Below are 14,539 nucleotides of genomic sequence, written 5' to 3'. Positions count from 1 at the left end.
GGCGCCACTTTTCCGAGGGGGATACCCAACCGTGTGGGAACTGGTCAAAGCTGGCGGCTGGATGATGCTGCCGATCATTCTGAGTTCTATCGTCGCGGCAGGCATCATCGCCGAGCGCCTCTGGACCCTGCGTGCCAGGCAAATCACACCTCCTCATCTGCTGGGCCAGGTGTGGTTGTGGATCAAGGAAAAGAAACTGACCAACGAGAAGCTCCGCGAGCTACGCGCCAACTCGCCGCTGGGGCAGATTCTCGCTGCCGGTCTGGCTAACTCCAAGCATGGTCGAGAGATCATGAAGGAGTGCATTGAGGAATCGGCAGCCCGCGTCATCCATGACTTGGAGCGTTACCTGAACACCCTCGGCACCATCGCCGGCATCGCGCCGCTGCTTGGCTTGCTGGGCACGGTGATCGCCATGATCGACATCTTCAGCGCCTTCGTCGGCGGCAGCATGGCCAATCCCGCCATGCTCGCTGGCGGCATCGCCAAGGCCCTGATCACCACGGCCTCTGGCTTGATGGTGGCGATTCCTGCGCTGTTCTTCCATCGCTTCCTGCTGCGCCGCATCGATGAGCTGGTGGTGGGCATGGAGCAGGAGGCGATCAAGCTTGTGGAGATGGTGCAGGGCGACCGTGACGTCGACCTCAGCGGCGTCGCGCCGGTAGCAGCACCGGAAGCTAAGGCGGCAACCCGTAAAGAGGGCCGGAAGGCGTGAAGTTCCGGCGCAAACCGCGGGAGAACGTCGACATCAACCTGGCATCGTTGATCGATGTGATCTTCATCCTGTTGCTGTTCTTCGTGGTATCGACCACGTTCACCCGCGAGACCCAGCTCAAGGTTGACCTGCCGGAGGCCGCCAGTGGCGCGCCTCGGGAGGATACCGCACTGAAGCAGATGGAAGTGGTGATCGCTGCGGACGGCAATTATTCGCTCAACGGTCAGGTGCTGGTGAAAAGCGACCTGGAAGGATTGATGGCGGCGCTGGGCCAGGCGTCGGAGGGCGACAACAGCCTGCCGCTGACGATCAGCGCTGATGCCAAGACCCCGCACCAGGCGGTCATCACCGCCATGGATGCCGCCGGCAAGCTGGGCTTCGCCCACCTGCGCATCGCCACGGTCGAGGCCGAAGCGGCGCAGCCCTGATGGCGCTTTCCGACCGCCTGTTACAGGCTTGGTACCGAGGCCATCCAGCGTTGCAGCTGCTGCGTCCGCTGGAGTGGCTGTACCGGCGCGTGGTCGACGGCAAACGTCGGGCGTTCCTGGCCGGGCAGGGCGAGATCTACCGCGCGCCGGTGCCGGTGTTGGTGGTTGGCAACATCACCGTCGGCGGTACCGGTAAAACGCCGCTGATTCTCTGGCTGATCGAGCACTGCCGGGCGCGCGGCCTGCGTGTAGGCGTGGTCAGCCGCGGCTACGGTGCGCAGCCGGCGCAATCGCCCTGGCGCGTTCGCGCCGAGGACAGCGCTGCGGTGGCGGGTGACGAACCCTTGTTGATCGTGCAGCGCACTGGCGTGCCGCTGGTGATCGACCCGCAGCGCGCGCGCGCCGTACAGGCGTTGCTGGCCCAGGAATCGCTGGATCTGATCCTGTGTGACGACGGCTTGCAGCATTACCGCCTGGCGCGCGACCTGGAGCTGGTGCTGATCGACGCGGCTCGTGGCCTGGGCAATCGCCGCTGCCTGCCTGCCGGACCGCTGCGTGAGCCGGTGGAACGTCTGGCCGAGGTCGATGCCGTGCTGTTCAACGGTGCAGCGGGCGACACCGCCGATGGTTACGCCTTCAGCCTGCAGCCGACTGCGCTGGTCAACCTCACCAGTGGCGAGCGTGTGGCGCTCACGCACTTTTCCGAAGGCCAGGCGCTGCACGCGGTGGCTGGCATCGGTAACCCGCAGCGTTTCTTCAATACCCTCGAAGCGCTAAACTGGCGCCCCATTGCCCATCCCTTCGCCGACCACGCCACCTTCAGCCGCGCCGTGCTGACGTTCAGCCCCACGCTGCCGCTGGTGATGACCGAGAAGGACGCGGTTAAGTGCCGGGCGTTCGCCGCCGATGACTGGTGGTACCTGGCGGTCGATGCCGTGCCTTCGCCGGCGTTCGTCGCCTGGCTGGACGAGCGGCTTGCGGGCCTGCTGGGCTAATTCGTTTCTCCCTTCATTGTCGCCAAGGACATACCCATGGACTCCAAATTGCTCGATATTCTGGCGTGCCCGGTCTGCAAGGGCCCGCTCCAGCTCAGCGAAGACAAGACCGAGCTGATCAGCAAGGGCGCCGGCCTAGCCTATCCGATTCGCGACGGCATTCCGGTCATGCTGGAAAGCGAGGCGCGTACCCTCAACGTCGACGAGCGCCTGGACAAGTAAATGACCGTTGCCTTCACCGTTGTGATCCCGGCCCGTTTTGCCTCCAGCCGCCTGCCCGGTAAGCCGTTGCAGGATATCGCCGGTAAACCCATGGTCCAGCATGTCTGGGAACAGGCGCGCAAGAGCAGTGCCGAGCGTGTGGTGGTTGCCACCGATGACGCGCGCATCGTCGAGGCCTGCAAGGCGTTCGGCGCCGAGGTGCTGCTGACTCGCCCCGAACACAACTCCGGCACCGACCGTCTGGCCGAAGTCGCCACGCAGCTGGGTCTGGCTGCCGACGCCATCGTGGTCAACGTGCAGGGTGACGAACCGCTGGTGCCGCCGAGCATTATCGATCAGGTGGCTGCCAACCTGGCCACCAACCCGCAAGCGGGTATTGCCACCCTGGCCGAGCCGATCGAGGACGCGCAGGCGCTGTTCAATCCCAACGTGGTCAAGGTGGTCGCCGACAAGACCGGCCTGGCCCTGACCTTCAGCCGTGCGCCGCTGGCCTGGGCCCGTGATGCCTTCGCCAAGAGCCGCGATGCACTGCCTGCTGGCGTGCCGTATCGCCGCCACATCGGTATCTATGCTTACCGTGCCGGCTTCCTGCATGACTTCGTGGCCTGGGGGCCGTGCTGGCTGGAGGACACCGAGTGCCTCGAGCAATTGCGCGCACTCTGGCATGGCGTGCGTATCCATGTCGCCGATGCGCTCGAAGCGCCGGCGGCCGGTGTCGATACCCCGGAAGACCTGGAGCGCGTGCGGCGCCTGCTGGGTGCCTGATGCGCGTTTTGTTCGTCTGCCTGGGCAATATCTGCCGTTCCCCGACCGCCGAGGGCGTGTTTCGGCAGCGCCTGAGCGCAGCCGGGCTGGAGACGCAGGTGACGGTGGATTCCGCCGGCACCGGTGATTGGCATGTCGGCAAGGCACCCGACCGGCGCACGACGCTGGCGGCGCAGCGGCGCAGTTATGACCTGTCGACGCTGCGTGCGCGGCAGTTCGTGGCCGAGGACTTCCAGCGTTTCGACCTGATCCTGGCCATGGATACCAGCAATCTGCGCGATGTGCAGGCCTTGCGTCCGGCCAATGCCACGGCGGAGACCGATCTGTTCCTGCGCCGCTATCAGCTGGCGCTGGATGAGGTGCCGGACCCGTACTACGGCGGTGAGGATGGCTTCGAACAAGTGCTCGATCTGGTCGAACAGGCCAGTGACGCGCTGCTCGACGAGATCCGGAGGCGTCTGTGAGTCTGCAGCTGCACGAGCGGTATTCGCTCAAGCCGTTCAATACCTTCGGCATCGACGCCCAGGCGCGCCTGTTCACCGAGGTCAGCAGCGACGATCAGGTCCGTGAGGCCCTGGCCCTGGCAGCGCAACGCGGTCTGCCGGTGCTGGTTCTGGGCGGTGGCAGCAACCTGTTGCTGACCCGTGATGTCGAGGCACTGGTGCTGCGCATGGGCAGTCGCGGCTTGCGCATCCTTGGCGAGGAGGGCGATCAGGTTCTAGTCGAGGCCGAGGCGGGCGAGCCCTGGCATCCCTTCGTCCAGTGGACGCTGGCCCAGGGCCTGGCCGGTCTGGAAAACCTCAGCCTGATTCCCGGCACGGTGGGGGCAGCGCCGATGCAGAACATCGGCGCCTACGGTGTCGAGATCAAGGACGTGTTCGCCGGCCTCACCGCGCTCGATCGGCAGACGGGTGCGCTGCGCGAATTCAATCTGGCGGATTGTGCCTTTGCCTACCGCGACAGCCTGTTCAAACAGCAGGCCGGGCGCTGGTTGATCCTGCGTGTGCGCTTTGCTCTGCGGCGCACTGCGCAGTTGCATCTGGAATACGGCCCGGTGCGTCAGCGCTTGCAGGCTCAGGGCATCGACTCACCGACACCGAGCGATGTCAGTCGTGCCATCTGTGCCATTCGCAGCGAAAAACTGCCGGACCCAGCCGAGCTGGGCAATGCCGGTAGCTTCTTCAAGAATCCGCTGGTGCCTGTGGCGCTGGCCGAACGCCTGCGCGCTGAGCACGCCGATCTGGTGAGCTATGCGGCGGGCGAGGGGCAGGTGAAGTTGGCCGCAGGCTGGCTGATCGAGCGGGCGGGCTGGAAGGGTTTTCGCGATGGCGATGCGGGCGTGCACCGTTTGCAGGCGCTGGTGCTGGTCAACTACGGCGATGCCAGCGGTGCGCAGCTACTGCAGCTGGCGCAGCGTATTCAGGCCGATGTCGCCGCGCGCTTCTCGGTGCACCTGGAAATCGAACCCAACGTCATCTGATGCCTTCGCGGGGCAAGCGGACGGCGCTGCAGCGCCAGCTCAGCCGGCGCATTTATCGCAGACAATAAAAAGGGGATGCTGAAGCATCCCCTTTTTGTTTCCACTCAACCTCAGGCTTGCGGCTTGACCTCTTCCGCATCCTGCTGCTGATCGGCGTTGGCAGAGGAGATGGCCTCTTCTGTCGGTGCGGCGGCTTCATCGTTCACGGCATCGCTGCTCGGAGCCGATTCAGCTTCCTGGACGGGCTCGATGGCGACTGGTGCTTCGGCCGGTGCAGCGACTTCGACAACGGCAGGCGTCGCAACGGCGGCGTTCTGCGCTTCAGCAGTCAGGCGAGCTTCTTCACGCTGACGACGACGCACTTCACGCGGATCGTTCGGTGCGCGACCACTGGCAGTGACTACCGGTACTGCAGCCGGTGCTGGCTCGACAACAGCCGGCTCCTCGGCAACCACAACAGCCTCCACGACCGCCGGTTCGGCAATCACTGGCACGGGCTCTTCGGCCACGACAGCGGCTTCCGGCTCGCTGGTGACTACCGGTGCAACCACTTCGGCTTCGGCCACGGGTGCCTCCACGGCAGGTGCTTCAACCGGAGCTTCCACGACGTGGGTGCTGATCGCTTCAACGGCTTCGCTGACAACTGGTGCTTCGGTGGCTTCGGCGACCGGGGCGCTGTCGACGACAGGTGCTACGGCCACTTCGCGTTCGGCTTCCACTTCACGAGGCTGCTCGGCTGCTGCCGGGCTGTCTTCGCTGGCCAGGGTAGCGGCGACGGTTGCGGCAACGGCGATGGCGGTGTCGCTGGCGGCGCCTTCTTCGCTGCCTTCTTCACTGCCTTCGATCAGGTTGCCGTCGGCATCACGCTGACGTTCGCGGCGGTTGCTGCGACGACGCTGACCACGGGAGCGGCGACGCGGGCGATCGCCGCCTTCACCGGCTTCCTGGCCGTCTTCCAGCTGCTCGGCGCTATCCAGTACTTCCTCTTCGGCTGCATCAGCGGCCTGCTCGGCGCGTGGTTGACGCTCCTCGCGTGGCGGACGCGGCTGGCGCTCTTCACGCGGTTTGCGTTCGGCGCGCTCTTCACGAGGCTGCTCGCTACGGGCTTCACCGGCTACGGCGTCGATGGGCTCGCGCAGTTCGCGGGTGCGGCGTTCTTCACGCGGTTCGCGGGCTTCGCGTGGCTGACGCTCGCGGCGCGGCTCCTGGCCTTCACGGGCTTCGCGTGGTTGACGCTCCTCGCGTGGCTCGCGCACTTCACGTGGCTGGCGTTCTTCGCGCGGTTCACGCGGCTCGCGGGCTTCGCGTGGTTGACGCTCTTCACGCGGCTTGCGCTCTTCGTCACGGCTGCCGCGGCTGCCGCGGTTACCGTCACGACGGTTCTGCGGACGACCACCGCGACGCTCTTCGCTACGTGGCTTGCGCTCGGCAGGCTTCTCGATGACCACCGGTGCCGCTTCTTCCTTGCTGGCGAAGATGCTGACCAGCGACTTGACCAGGCCCTTGAAAAGGCTTGGCTCGGCGGTCGGCACGCTCGGGGTGAGCGGGGCGGCTGGCATCGGCGCGGCAGCGCGTTGTGGGGTGGTCTTCAGCGCGGCTTCCTGGCGAACCAGGGTGCGGGTGGCGCTAACCGGCTGGGCGTCTTCGACTTCGGCCGGGGTCATTTCGTAGCTGGATTGCCCGGTCATCACTTCCGGGCTGTCATCGCGCAGACGCTGCACTTCGAAGTGCGGGGTCTCCAGATGGTCGTTCGGCAGGATGATGATGCGTGCACGGGTGCGCAGCTCGATCTTGGTGATGCTGTTGCGCTTCTCGTTGAGCAGGAAGGCGGCAACCGGGATCGGCACCTGAGCGCGGACTTCGGCGGTGCGGTCCTTCAGGGCCTCTTCTTCGATCAGGCGCAGGATCGCCAGCGACAGGGATTCGACGTCGCGGATGATGCCTTGACCGTTGCAGCGCGGGCAGACGATGCCGCTGGTCTCGCCCAGGGACGGGCGCAGGCGCTGGCGGGACATCTCCAGCAGGCCGAAGCGCGAGATGCGACCGACCTGCACGCGAGCGCGGTCGGCTTCCAGGGCTTCGCGGACTTTCTCTTCCACGGCGCGCTGGTTCTTGGCCGGGGTCATGTCGATGAAGTCGATGACGATCAGGCCGCCGATATCACGCAGACGCAGTTGGCGGGCGATTTCTTCGGCCGCTTCCAGGTTGGTCTGCAGGGCGGTTTCTTCGATGTCGCCGCCTTTGGTCGCACGTGCCGAGTTGATGTCGATGGACACCAGGGCTTCGGTCGGGTCGATGACGATGGAGCCGCCGGACGGCAGTTTCACTTCGCGCTGGAAGGCGGTTTCGATCTGGCTTTCGATCTGGAAGCGGTTGAACAGCGGCACGCTGTCTTCGTACAGCTTGATCTTGCTGGCGTACTGCGGCATGACCTGCTGGATGAAGGACAGGGCTTCTTCCTGGGCTTCGACGCTGTCGACCAGTACTTCGCCGATGTCCTGGCGCAGGTAGTCGCGGATGGCGCGAATGATGACGTTGGATTCCTGGTAGATCAGGAACGGCGCGGCGCGATCCTTGGAGGCATCCTTGATCGCGGTCCACAGCTGGATCAGGTAGTCGAGGTCGAGTTGCAGTTCGTCGCTGGAGCGGCCGAGGCCGGCGGTGCGTACGATCAGGCCCATGTCGCCTGGGGCGTTGAGACCGTTCAGCGCCTCACGCAGTTCGTTGCGTTCTTCGCCTTCGATGCGGCGGGAAATACCACCGGCACGCGGGTTGTTCGGCATCAGTACCAGGTAGCGGCCGGCGAGGCTGATGAAGGTGGTCAGGGCGGCGCCCTTGTTGCCACGCTCTTCCTTCTCGACCTGGACGATGACTTCCTGGCCTTCCTTGAGCACTTCCTTGATGTTCACGCGGCCGCCTTCTGGCGACTTGCTGAAGTATTCGCGGGAAATTTCTTTCAGCGGCAGGAAGCCGTGACGCTCGGCGCCGAAGTCGACGAAAGCCGCTTCGAGGCTGGGTTCTACGCGGGTGATGCGGCCTTTGTAGATGTTGGCCTTCTTCTGCTCGCGGGCGCCGGATTCGATATCCAGGTCATAGAGCTTCTGGCCATCTACCAGAGCGACACGCAACTCTTCGGGCTGAGTTGCGTTGATCAGCATTCTTTTCATGTTGTACCAGTGGTTTCCGGGCTGCCGGAAACGGCGTTTGGCACACACGACTCTCACGGTCGGTGTCAGGGTGCGTCAGGAATGGTCGTAAATCATTCCAGTGTCTAGCAGCCTTCGGCCAATGGGGCCGGGGCCGCGACGACGCTCCTGCTTGCTGTGGTGACAGAAGCACTCAGTCAGGGGAGGAATCAACCGGTCGCTGCGGACGATAGTGAAACGTCTGAGAAAGCTTTGTTGCTACGCAGTCCGACGGTTGTGCATCTCCACCCTACACGTATCGCTGAAATCGGGTGCCGCTCGCAGAATCCGCAGCGGGTTAGCATTTATCGCGAGCATCCTGGGAAGCCCGCGCGTCTATGGCTCAAGGCGTTGTTTCCGGAAAATTCGCGCTCGTATGCGGCGATTTCTCCGTCGGACGGCCTCACGTCCTGAAAGGGTTGCGCTCGCCAGGGGATGGTTGTTTTGTCGATCATCCGCTGGTCGGGCCGCTTTTGGCGGCGTTCGCGACTATATCAGCAATGATTAAGTGCTTCAATTCCATAAAAAATTGTTATGATCGCCGCCATGACTACTCCTGCCTCTCCAACCTCCGGCGTCCAGCTGCTTGAGGTTGCGCCGGAACTCGCCGGCCAGCGCATCGACAATTTCCTGCGTACCCAGCTCAAAGGTGTGCCCAAGACCCTCATCTATCGCATCTTGCGCAAGGGCGAAGTGCGGGTGAACAAGGGGCGGATCAAGCCCGAATACAAGCTGCAGGCCGGCGATATCGTGCGCGTGCCGCCGCTGCGCCTGGCTGAACGTGACGAGCCGGTGCCGCTGGCGCAGAGTCTGCTGCAGCGGCTCGAGGCGGCCATCGTTTTCGAAGACAAGGCACTGATCGTGCTGAACAAGCCGGCCGGCATTGCCGTGCATGGTGGCAGCGGCCTCAATTACGGCGTGATCGAAGCCTTTCGTCAGTTGCGTCCCGATGCCAAGGATATCGAGCTGGTCCATCGTCTCGACCGCGACACCTCCGGCCTGCTGATGATCGCCAAGAAGCGCAGCATGCTGCGCCACCTGCACGAAGCCTTGCGCGGCGATGGTGTGGACAAGCGCTACATGGCGCTGGTGCGCGGCAACTGGCCAACGGCGAAGAAGAAGGTCAGTGCGCCGCTGCAGAAGAACAACCTGCGCTCCGGTGAGCGCATGGTCGAGGTCGATCCCGAGGGCAAGGAGGCACTGACGGTGTTCCGTGTGCTGCGCCGTTTCGGTGACTTCGCCACACTGGTCGAGGCCAGTCCGATCACCGGGCGTACCCACCAGATTCGTGTGCATGCCAAGCATGCCGGTCATTCGATCGCGGGTGACTCCAAGTACGGCGATGACGAGTTCAGCGATGAAATTCGCGAGTTGGGTGGAAAGCGTCTGTTCTTGCACGCCTATGCATTGAAGATCTCGCTGCCGGAGGGTGGCGTGCTGGAGCTGGAGGCGCCGGTCGATGAGATGTGGACGCGTACGCTGGAGCGGCTGAGTGTCTGATTACCAACTGCTGATCTTCGACTGGGACGGCACGCTGGTCGACTCCATCGGGCGTATCGTCGATTCCATGCGTCTGGCTGCGCAGTTCTGTGGGTTGCCCTGGCGCGACGATGCCGCCATCAAGGGCATCATCGGCCTGGGGCTTCCCGAAGCGATTCGTACGTTGTATCCCGATATCGATGAGCTGCAGCTGATCCAGCGTTTTCGTGGCAGCTACAGCGATCATTACCTGCAATTCGAATCCGAGCCTTCGCGGCTCTTCGAGGGTGTCGAGGAGTCGTTGCAGGCGTTCCGTGCGGCCGGTTATCACCTGGCTGTCGCGACCGGCAAGAGTCGCCATGGTCTGGATCGGGTGCTGGCAGGGCGTGGCTGGCAGGATTACTTCGATATCACGCGCTGTGCCGATGAAACCGCGAGTAAACCGCACCCTCTGATGCTGCAGGAAATTCTGACACATTTTCGGCTTGCGCCGCGTCAGGCGCTGATGGTCGGGGACTCGATCTTCGACTTGCAGATGGCGCGCAATGCGGGGATGGATTCGGTGGCAGTGGGCTTTGGTGCACAAACGCTGGACAGCTTGCGTGTCCATGAGCCGCGACTGGCTATCAGTGAGTTTTCAGAATTGCGCACCTGGTTGGGTGTGCGTGTTCATGCAGAAACGGAAGTGGGGTGAGTATGTCGGATGAATGGAAAGCATCGGCCGCTGACGGTGGTGACGGTAAAAGCTGGAAGCTGCTGGAGAAAACCCTGTTGGCCAGCGTGCAGGAGCAGCGGCGCTCGCGGCGCTGGGGGATTTTCTTCAAGCTGCTGACGTTCGTATACCTGTTCGGAGCGTTGGCGCTGTTTGCTCCGGGCCTGGATCTGCGCAAGGCCGCGTCGCGCAGTGAGAGTCACACGGCGCTGATCGATGTGCGTGGCATGATCATGGCGGACGAGTCCGCCAGCGCCGACAACATTGTCAGCAGCCTGCGCGCCGCTTTCGAGGATGCGCAGACCAAGGGAATCGTGCTGCGTATCAACAGTCCGGGCGGCAGTCCGGTGCAGTCCGGCTACATCTATGACGAAATCAAGCGCCTGCGTGGCGAGCACCCGGATATCAAGGTGTACGCGGTGATTACCGATCTTGGTGCGTCTGGTGCCTATTACATTGCCAGTGCGGCTGATCAGATCTACGCCGACAAGGCCAGTCTGGTCGGCTCGATCGGTGTAACGGCTACTACCTTCGGTTTCGTTGATGTGATGGAGAAAGTCGGTGTAGATCGCCGGGTCTACACGTCGGGCGAGCACAAGGCATTTCTCGATCCGTTCCAGCCGCAGAAGCCGGAAGAAACCCGCTTCTGGCAGGGTGTTCTGGAAACCACGCACAAGCAGTTCATCGACAGCGTGAAAAAGGGTCGTGGCGATCGCTTGAAAGTGGGTGAGCATCCGGAGCTGTTTTCCGGTCTCATCTGGTCGGGTGAGCAAGCGCTGGCGCTGGGCTTGGTCGATGCGTTGGGCAGCAGCAGCTACGTGGCGCGCGAGGTCGTCGGCGCCAAGGATCTGGTGGATTACACCCGTCAGCAGACGCCGTTTGATCGCTTCGCCAAGAAGCTGGGTGCCAGCGTTGCCGAGAATCTGGCGCTGTGGATGGGCTTTCAGGGGCCGGCATTGCGCTGAGTGCCTGTATATAAATGAAGAGGCCCGGGAAACCGGGCTTCTTCATTTATGGCCTCAGGGAATGGCCAGGCCTTCCTCGCTGAGCATGCTGACCAGTCGAATCAGTGGCAGGCCGATCAGGCTGGTCGCGTCCTCGCCTTCGGTTGCGCGGAACAGGCTTACACCGAGACCTTCCGCCTTGAAGCTGCCGGCGCAGTCGTAGGGTTGTTCGGCTTCCAGGTAGCGGGTGATCTGTTCGTCGTTCAGGTCGCGAAAGTGCACGGTAAACGGCACTGCGTCGATCTGGCAGTTGCCGCTGGCGCTGTTCAGTACGGCGAGGCCGGTAAGGAAGGTCACACTGGCGCCGCTGGCGGCTAGCAGCTGGCCCCTGGCGCGGGCGAAGCCATGCGGTTTGCCGAGGATCTGTTCGCCGAGCACGGCGACCTGGTCGGAGCCGATGATCAGGTGGTTTGGGTGTAGCTCTGCCAGTGCACGTGCTTTCGCTTCGGCAAGGCGTCGCACCAGTGTCTCGGCGCTCTCGCGGGGGTGTGGGGTTTCGTCGACGGCCGGCGCGCTCCAAGTGAAGGGGTGGCGCAGGCGTGCGAGCAGTTCGCGGCGGTAGGGGGAGCTTGAGGCGAGCACGAGCGGAAGCATGGTGTTTCCTTGCGGTGGATGCGCAATTCTAGCCTCCGCACCATATGGCGCCCAGGGCGGAATTTCCTTTGACAGAGGTCGGGGGCGTCCATAGAATACCGCGCCTATGTCAAATGGACCGATTCCACCTCACGTTGATCCGCGCAAACTCGCCGATCGTGGCGTAACTCTCGAAGGAGAGATGCCGCTGGCAAGTTTCGAGCGACTGTGCGACCCGCTGGTTGATAAAGCCGGTACGGTGCACGCGAAGCTGGACTTCGAACGTGGCGAGCGCAAGGCTGTGTCGATTCACAGTCTGCTCGAGGTTGAGGTCAAGATGGTTTGCCAGCGTTGTCTGGAACTGGTCGTGCTGCCGATCCAAAGCGAGTGTCATTACGCGGTGGTGAAGGAAGGCGCGGATACCCAGTCGCTGCCCAAGGGCTATGACGTGCTGGAAGTGGGCGAAGATCCTCTGGATCTGTTGGCGCTGGTCGAGGAAGAGCTGTTGCTCGCTTTGCCCATTGTTCCGATGCATGCCCCTGAAGATTGCCAGCAGCCGGCCGGTCTCGATGAGCCCGAGTCGAGCGAGGACGAGGTACCGCGGTCCAACCCGTTCAGTGTATTGGCGCAGTTAAAGCGTGACCCAAACGTTTAGGAGTTAATGAGTTATGGCTGTTCAGCAGAACAAAAAATCCCGCTCTGCCCGCGACATGCGTCGTTCCCACGATGCGCTCGAGGCCAGCACCCTGTCCGTCGAGAAGACCACCGGTGAAGTTCACCTGCGTCACCACGTATCTCCGGAAGGCGTATACCGTGGTCGCAAAGTGATCGACAAGGGCGCTGACGAGTAATCCTTGTCCGCTCCGCTGATCGCGATTGATGCAATGGGTGGGGACTTCGGTCCCCACTGCATTGTTCCAGCCAGCGTCGCCTGTCTGGTTGAGTTCCCCTCGCTTCATCTGGTCCTTGTCGGCCAAGCCCCTCTCCTTGAAGACCTGATCGCCCGGCATCCTGCTGTGGATCGTTCGCGCCTGCTCGTCGAGCACGCCAGCGAAGTGATCGGCATGGATGAGCGTCCGTCCCAGGCTCTGCGTGGCAAGCCAGACGCTTCAATGCGTGTGGCGCTGGAGCTGGTGCGCAGCGGCCGTGCCAAGGCCTGTGTCAGTGCCGGCAATACCGGTGCATTGATGGCGCTCTCGCGTTATGTACTGAAAACCCTGCCGGGTATTGATCGCCCGGCCATGGTCAGTGCCGTACCAACGGCCAAGGGCAGTTGCCATCTGCTGGACCTGGGCGCCAACGTCGATTGCAGTGCCGAGCACCTCTATCAGTTTGCGGTGATGGGCGCGGTCGCCGCCGAGGCTCTGGGTGTCGTGCGTCCGCGCGTGGCGCTGCTGAATGTTGGCATGGAAGAGATCAAGGGCAATCAGCAGGTCAAGTTGGCTGCCAGTCTGTTGCAGCAGGTGCGGGGGCTGAACTACACCGGTTTCATCGAGGGTGACGGCCTGTACCGGGGAGAGGCCGATGTCGTGGTGTGCGACGGGTTTGTCGGCAATATCCTGCTCAAGTCCAGCGAGGGGTTGGCCTCGATGATCCTCGCGCGTATCGAAGCGCTGTTCAGCGAGGGCCTGGCGTCTCGCCTGATCGGAGCAATGGCGCTTCCGCTGTTGAAACGCCTGCGTGGCGACCTGACGCCCGCTCGTCACAACGGTGCGAGCTTCCTAGGGTTGCAGGGCATCGTGGTGAAAAGCCATGGCGCTGCTGGTGTCGAAGGCTTTCAGAGCGCAATTCGTCGGGCGTTGATCGAGGTGCGTGAGAACCTGCCGCAGCGCTTGCACGGGCGTCTTGAAGATTTGCTGTAGCGCTGTGCGCGGCTAATAGAGTGCGCAGTGCTGTCGTGTTTCCTTCATCGCCGCCGGCCATGCTGGTGTCGATATGCGCGACTGCTGTGACCGGGTCTTGCTCGGTGTCATCCAATTGCATGTCTTGCCCGCCACGCTCGGGCGCAAACCTTCATCGACTCACGAATAAGGGAATGTTTGATGTCTAGCTCCCTCGCATTTGTCTTTCCCGGCCAGGGCTCGCAGTCGCTCGGCATGCTTGCCGAACTCGGGGCTCAGCAGTCGCTGGTGCGCGACACGTTCAGCGAAGCTTCCGACGCGCTGGGCTACGATCTCTGGGCGTTGACCCAGCAGGGGCCGGAAGAGCAGCTGAATCAGACCGACAAGACCCAGCCGGCCATTCTTACCGCTTCGATCGCTCTGTGGCGTCTGTGGTTGGCCAATGCGCCAGCGCGTCCGGCTTTCGTTGCGGGGCACAGCCTGGGTGAATACTCCGCGCTGGTGGCTGCTGGCAGTCTGGGCTTCTCTGATGCAGTCAAGCTGGTCGAGCTGCGCGGGCAACTGATGCAACAGGCCGTGCCGGCCGGGCAGGGCGGCATGGCCGCGATTCTCGGGTTGGAAGATGCCGACGTGCTGGCAGCCTGCTCTGAAGCAGCCAATGGCGAGGTGGTCAGCGCCGTCAACTTCAACGCGCCGGGCCAGGTAGTCATCGCCGGTAGCGCGGCAGCTGTCGAGCGCGCCATCGAGGCGTGCAAGGCGCGTGGCGCCAAGCGTGCCATGGCCTTGCCGGTCAGTGTGCCTTCGCATTGCGCGTTGATGCGCCCGGCGGCGGAGAAACTGGCCGAGACTGTCGAGGCGCTGGCCTGGCAGATGCCGCAGATCGCACTGGTGCAGAACGTCAGCGCTGCGGTACCTGCCGATATCGCCAGCCTCAAGCGTGATCTGCTGGCGCAGCTCTACAGTCCGGTGCGTTGGGTCGAGACCGTGGTCTACCTGGCTGAGCAGGGTGTTCTTGACCTGGTCGAGTGCGGGCCGGGCAAGGTTCTGGCCGGTTTGAACAAGCGCTGCGTCAAAGGCATCACCACCCACAGCCTGGAAACCCCTGACGCCTTCGCGGCTGTTCGGGCAGCGCTGGTTTGA

16 protein-coding genes are annotated in these 14,539 nt (G+C 63.3%); 14 read left to right on the top strand and 2 right to left on the bottom strand.

Annotated elements, in window-relative coordinates:
- Window positions 1-31 precede the first annotated feature (31 nt).
- Genes IB229_RS01825 through murB form a run of 7 tightly spaced genes read left to right on the top strand, consistent with a single transcriptional unit; the run spans window position 32 to window position 4,605 of the window.
- On the top strand, window positions 32-715 hold the full coding sequence (locus tag IB229_RS01825) for a MotA/TolQ/ExbB proton channel family protein (RefSeq protein ID WP_192324388.1): 684 nt from the start codon (window positions 32-34) through the stop codon (window positions 713-715).
- Complete coding sequence (locus IB229_RS01820) at window positions 712-1,143, top strand: ExbD/TolR family protein (RefSeq protein ID WP_192324386.1); 432 nt, start codon at window positions 712-714, stop codon at window positions 1,141-1,143. The genes IB229_RS01825 and IB229_RS01820 overlap by 4 nt, the downstream gene beginning before the upstream one ends.
- Window positions 1,143-2,138: a tetraacyldisaccharide 4'-kinase gene (lpxK, locus tag IB229_RS01815; RefSeq protein ID WP_192324384.1), complete on the top strand. Its 996-nt coding sequence runs from the start codon at window positions 1,143-1,145 to the stop codon at window positions 2,136-2,138. The genes IB229_RS01820 and lpxK overlap by 1 nt, the downstream gene beginning before the upstream one ends.
- A gap of 36 nt (window positions 2,139-2,174) precedes the next feature.
- Window positions 2,175-2,360 carry a Trm112 family protein gene (locus tag IB229_RS01810; RefSeq protein ID WP_192324382.1) on the top strand — a complete coding sequence of 62 codons (186 nt, stop codon included), beginning with the start codon at window positions 2,175-2,177 and terminating at the stop codon, window positions 2,358-2,360.
- Window positions 2,361-3,125, top strand: a complete 765-nt coding sequence (gene kdsB, locus IB229_RS01805; RefSeq protein WP_192324380.1) for a 3-deoxy-manno-octulosonate cytidylyltransferase — start codon at window positions 2,361-2,363, stop codon at window positions 3,123-3,125.
- The gene (locus IB229_RS01800) at window positions 3,125-3,589 is read left to right on the top strand and encodes a low molecular weight protein-tyrosine-phosphatase (protein WP_192324378.1); all 465 of its coding nucleotides are present in this window, start codon (window positions 3,125-3,127) and stop codon (window positions 3,587-3,589) included. Before kdsB ends, IB229_RS01800 begins: the two co-directional genes overlap by 1 nt.
- On the top strand, window positions 3,586-4,605 hold the full coding sequence (murB, locus tag IB229_RS01795) for a UDP-N-acetylmuramate dehydrogenase (protein ID WP_192324375.1): 1,020 nt from the start codon (window positions 3,586-3,588) through the stop codon (window positions 4,603-4,605). Before IB229_RS01800 ends, murB begins: the two co-directional genes overlap by 4 nt.
- A gap of 110 nt (window positions 4,606-4,715) precedes the next feature.
- Here murB and rne read toward each other — a convergent pair whose 3' ends face one another.
- Window positions 4,716-7,772 (bottom strand): ribonuclease E, encoded by a 3,057-nt coding sequence (rne, locus tag IB229_RS01790; protein ID WP_192324373.1) that lies wholly within the window; start codon window positions 7,770-7,772, stop codon window positions 4,716-4,718.
- 564 nt (window positions 7,773-8,336) lie between these two features.
- On the opposite strand from rne, the gene rluC reads away from it, so the two are divergent.
- The 3 genes from rluC to sppA are packed head-to-tail and all read left to right on the top strand — an operon-like array spanning window position 8,337 to window position 10,946.
- Complete coding sequence (gene rluC / locus IB229_RS01785; RefSeq protein WP_192324371.1) at window positions 8,337-9,290, top strand: 23S rRNA pseudouridine(955/2504/2580) synthase RluC; 954 nt, start codon at window positions 8,337-8,339, stop codon at window positions 9,288-9,290.
- The gene (locus IB229_RS01780; protein WP_192324369.1) at window positions 9,283-9,963 is read left to right on the top strand and encodes an HAD-IA family hydrolase; all 681 of its coding nucleotides are present in this window, start codon (window positions 9,283-9,285) and stop codon (window positions 9,961-9,963) included. The genes rluC and IB229_RS01780 overlap by 8 nt, the downstream gene beginning before the upstream one ends.
- Before the next feature lie 2 nt (window positions 9,964-9,965).
- A complete protein-coding gene (gene sppA / locus IB229_RS01775; RefSeq protein WP_192329184.1) occupies window positions 9,966-10,946 on the top strand; it encodes a signal peptide peptidase SppA in 981 nt (326 codons plus the stop codon).
- Between the two features lie 54 nt (window positions 10,947-11,000).
- Here the strand turns inward: sppA and IB229_RS01770 are convergent, their stop codons facing one another.
- On the bottom strand, window positions 11,001-11,579 hold the full coding sequence (locus tag IB229_RS01770) for a Maf family protein (protein WP_192324367.1): 579 nt from the start codon (window positions 11,577-11,579) through the stop codon (window positions 11,001-11,003).
- Window positions 11,580-11,685: 106 nt separating this feature from the next.
- Between IB229_RS01770 and IB229_RS01765 the strand changes: the two genes are divergently transcribed.
- The 4 genes from IB229_RS01765 (at window position 11,686) to fabD (ending at window position 14,539) form a co-directional block, all read left to right on the top strand.
- A complete protein-coding gene (locus IB229_RS01765) occupies window positions 11,686-12,213 on the top strand; it encodes a YceD family protein (protein ID WP_192324365.1) in 528 nt (175 codons plus the stop codon).
- Window positions 12,214-12,226: 13 nt separating this feature from the next.
- A complete protein-coding gene (rpmF, locus tag IB229_RS01760) occupies window positions 12,227-12,409 on the top strand; it encodes a 50S ribosomal protein L32 (RefSeq protein WP_003179396.1) in 183 nt (60 codons plus the stop codon).
- 3 nt (window positions 12,410-12,412) lie between these two features.
- Window positions 12,413-13,420 carry a phosphate acyltransferase PlsX gene (gene plsX, locus IB229_RS01755; protein WP_192324363.1) on the top strand — a complete coding sequence of 336 codons (1,008 nt, stop codon included), beginning with the start codon at window positions 12,413-12,415 and terminating at the stop codon, window positions 13,418-13,420.
- Window positions 13,421-13,600: 180 nt separating this feature from the next.
- Window positions 13,601-14,539 (top strand): ACP S-malonyltransferase, encoded by a 939-nt coding sequence (gene fabD, locus IB229_RS01750; protein ID WP_192324361.1) that lies wholly within the window; start codon window positions 13,601-13,603, stop codon window positions 14,537-14,539.

The sequence above is a fragment of the Pseudomonas sp. PDM14 genome, from assembly GCF_014851905.1.
Classification (GTDB): domain Bacteria; phylum Pseudomonadota; class Gammaproteobacteria; order Pseudomonadales; family Pseudomonadaceae; genus Aquipseudomonas.
Note: the sequence above shows the minus strand (reverse complement) of the source record. Positions and strands in the feature narration are given on the sequence as shown.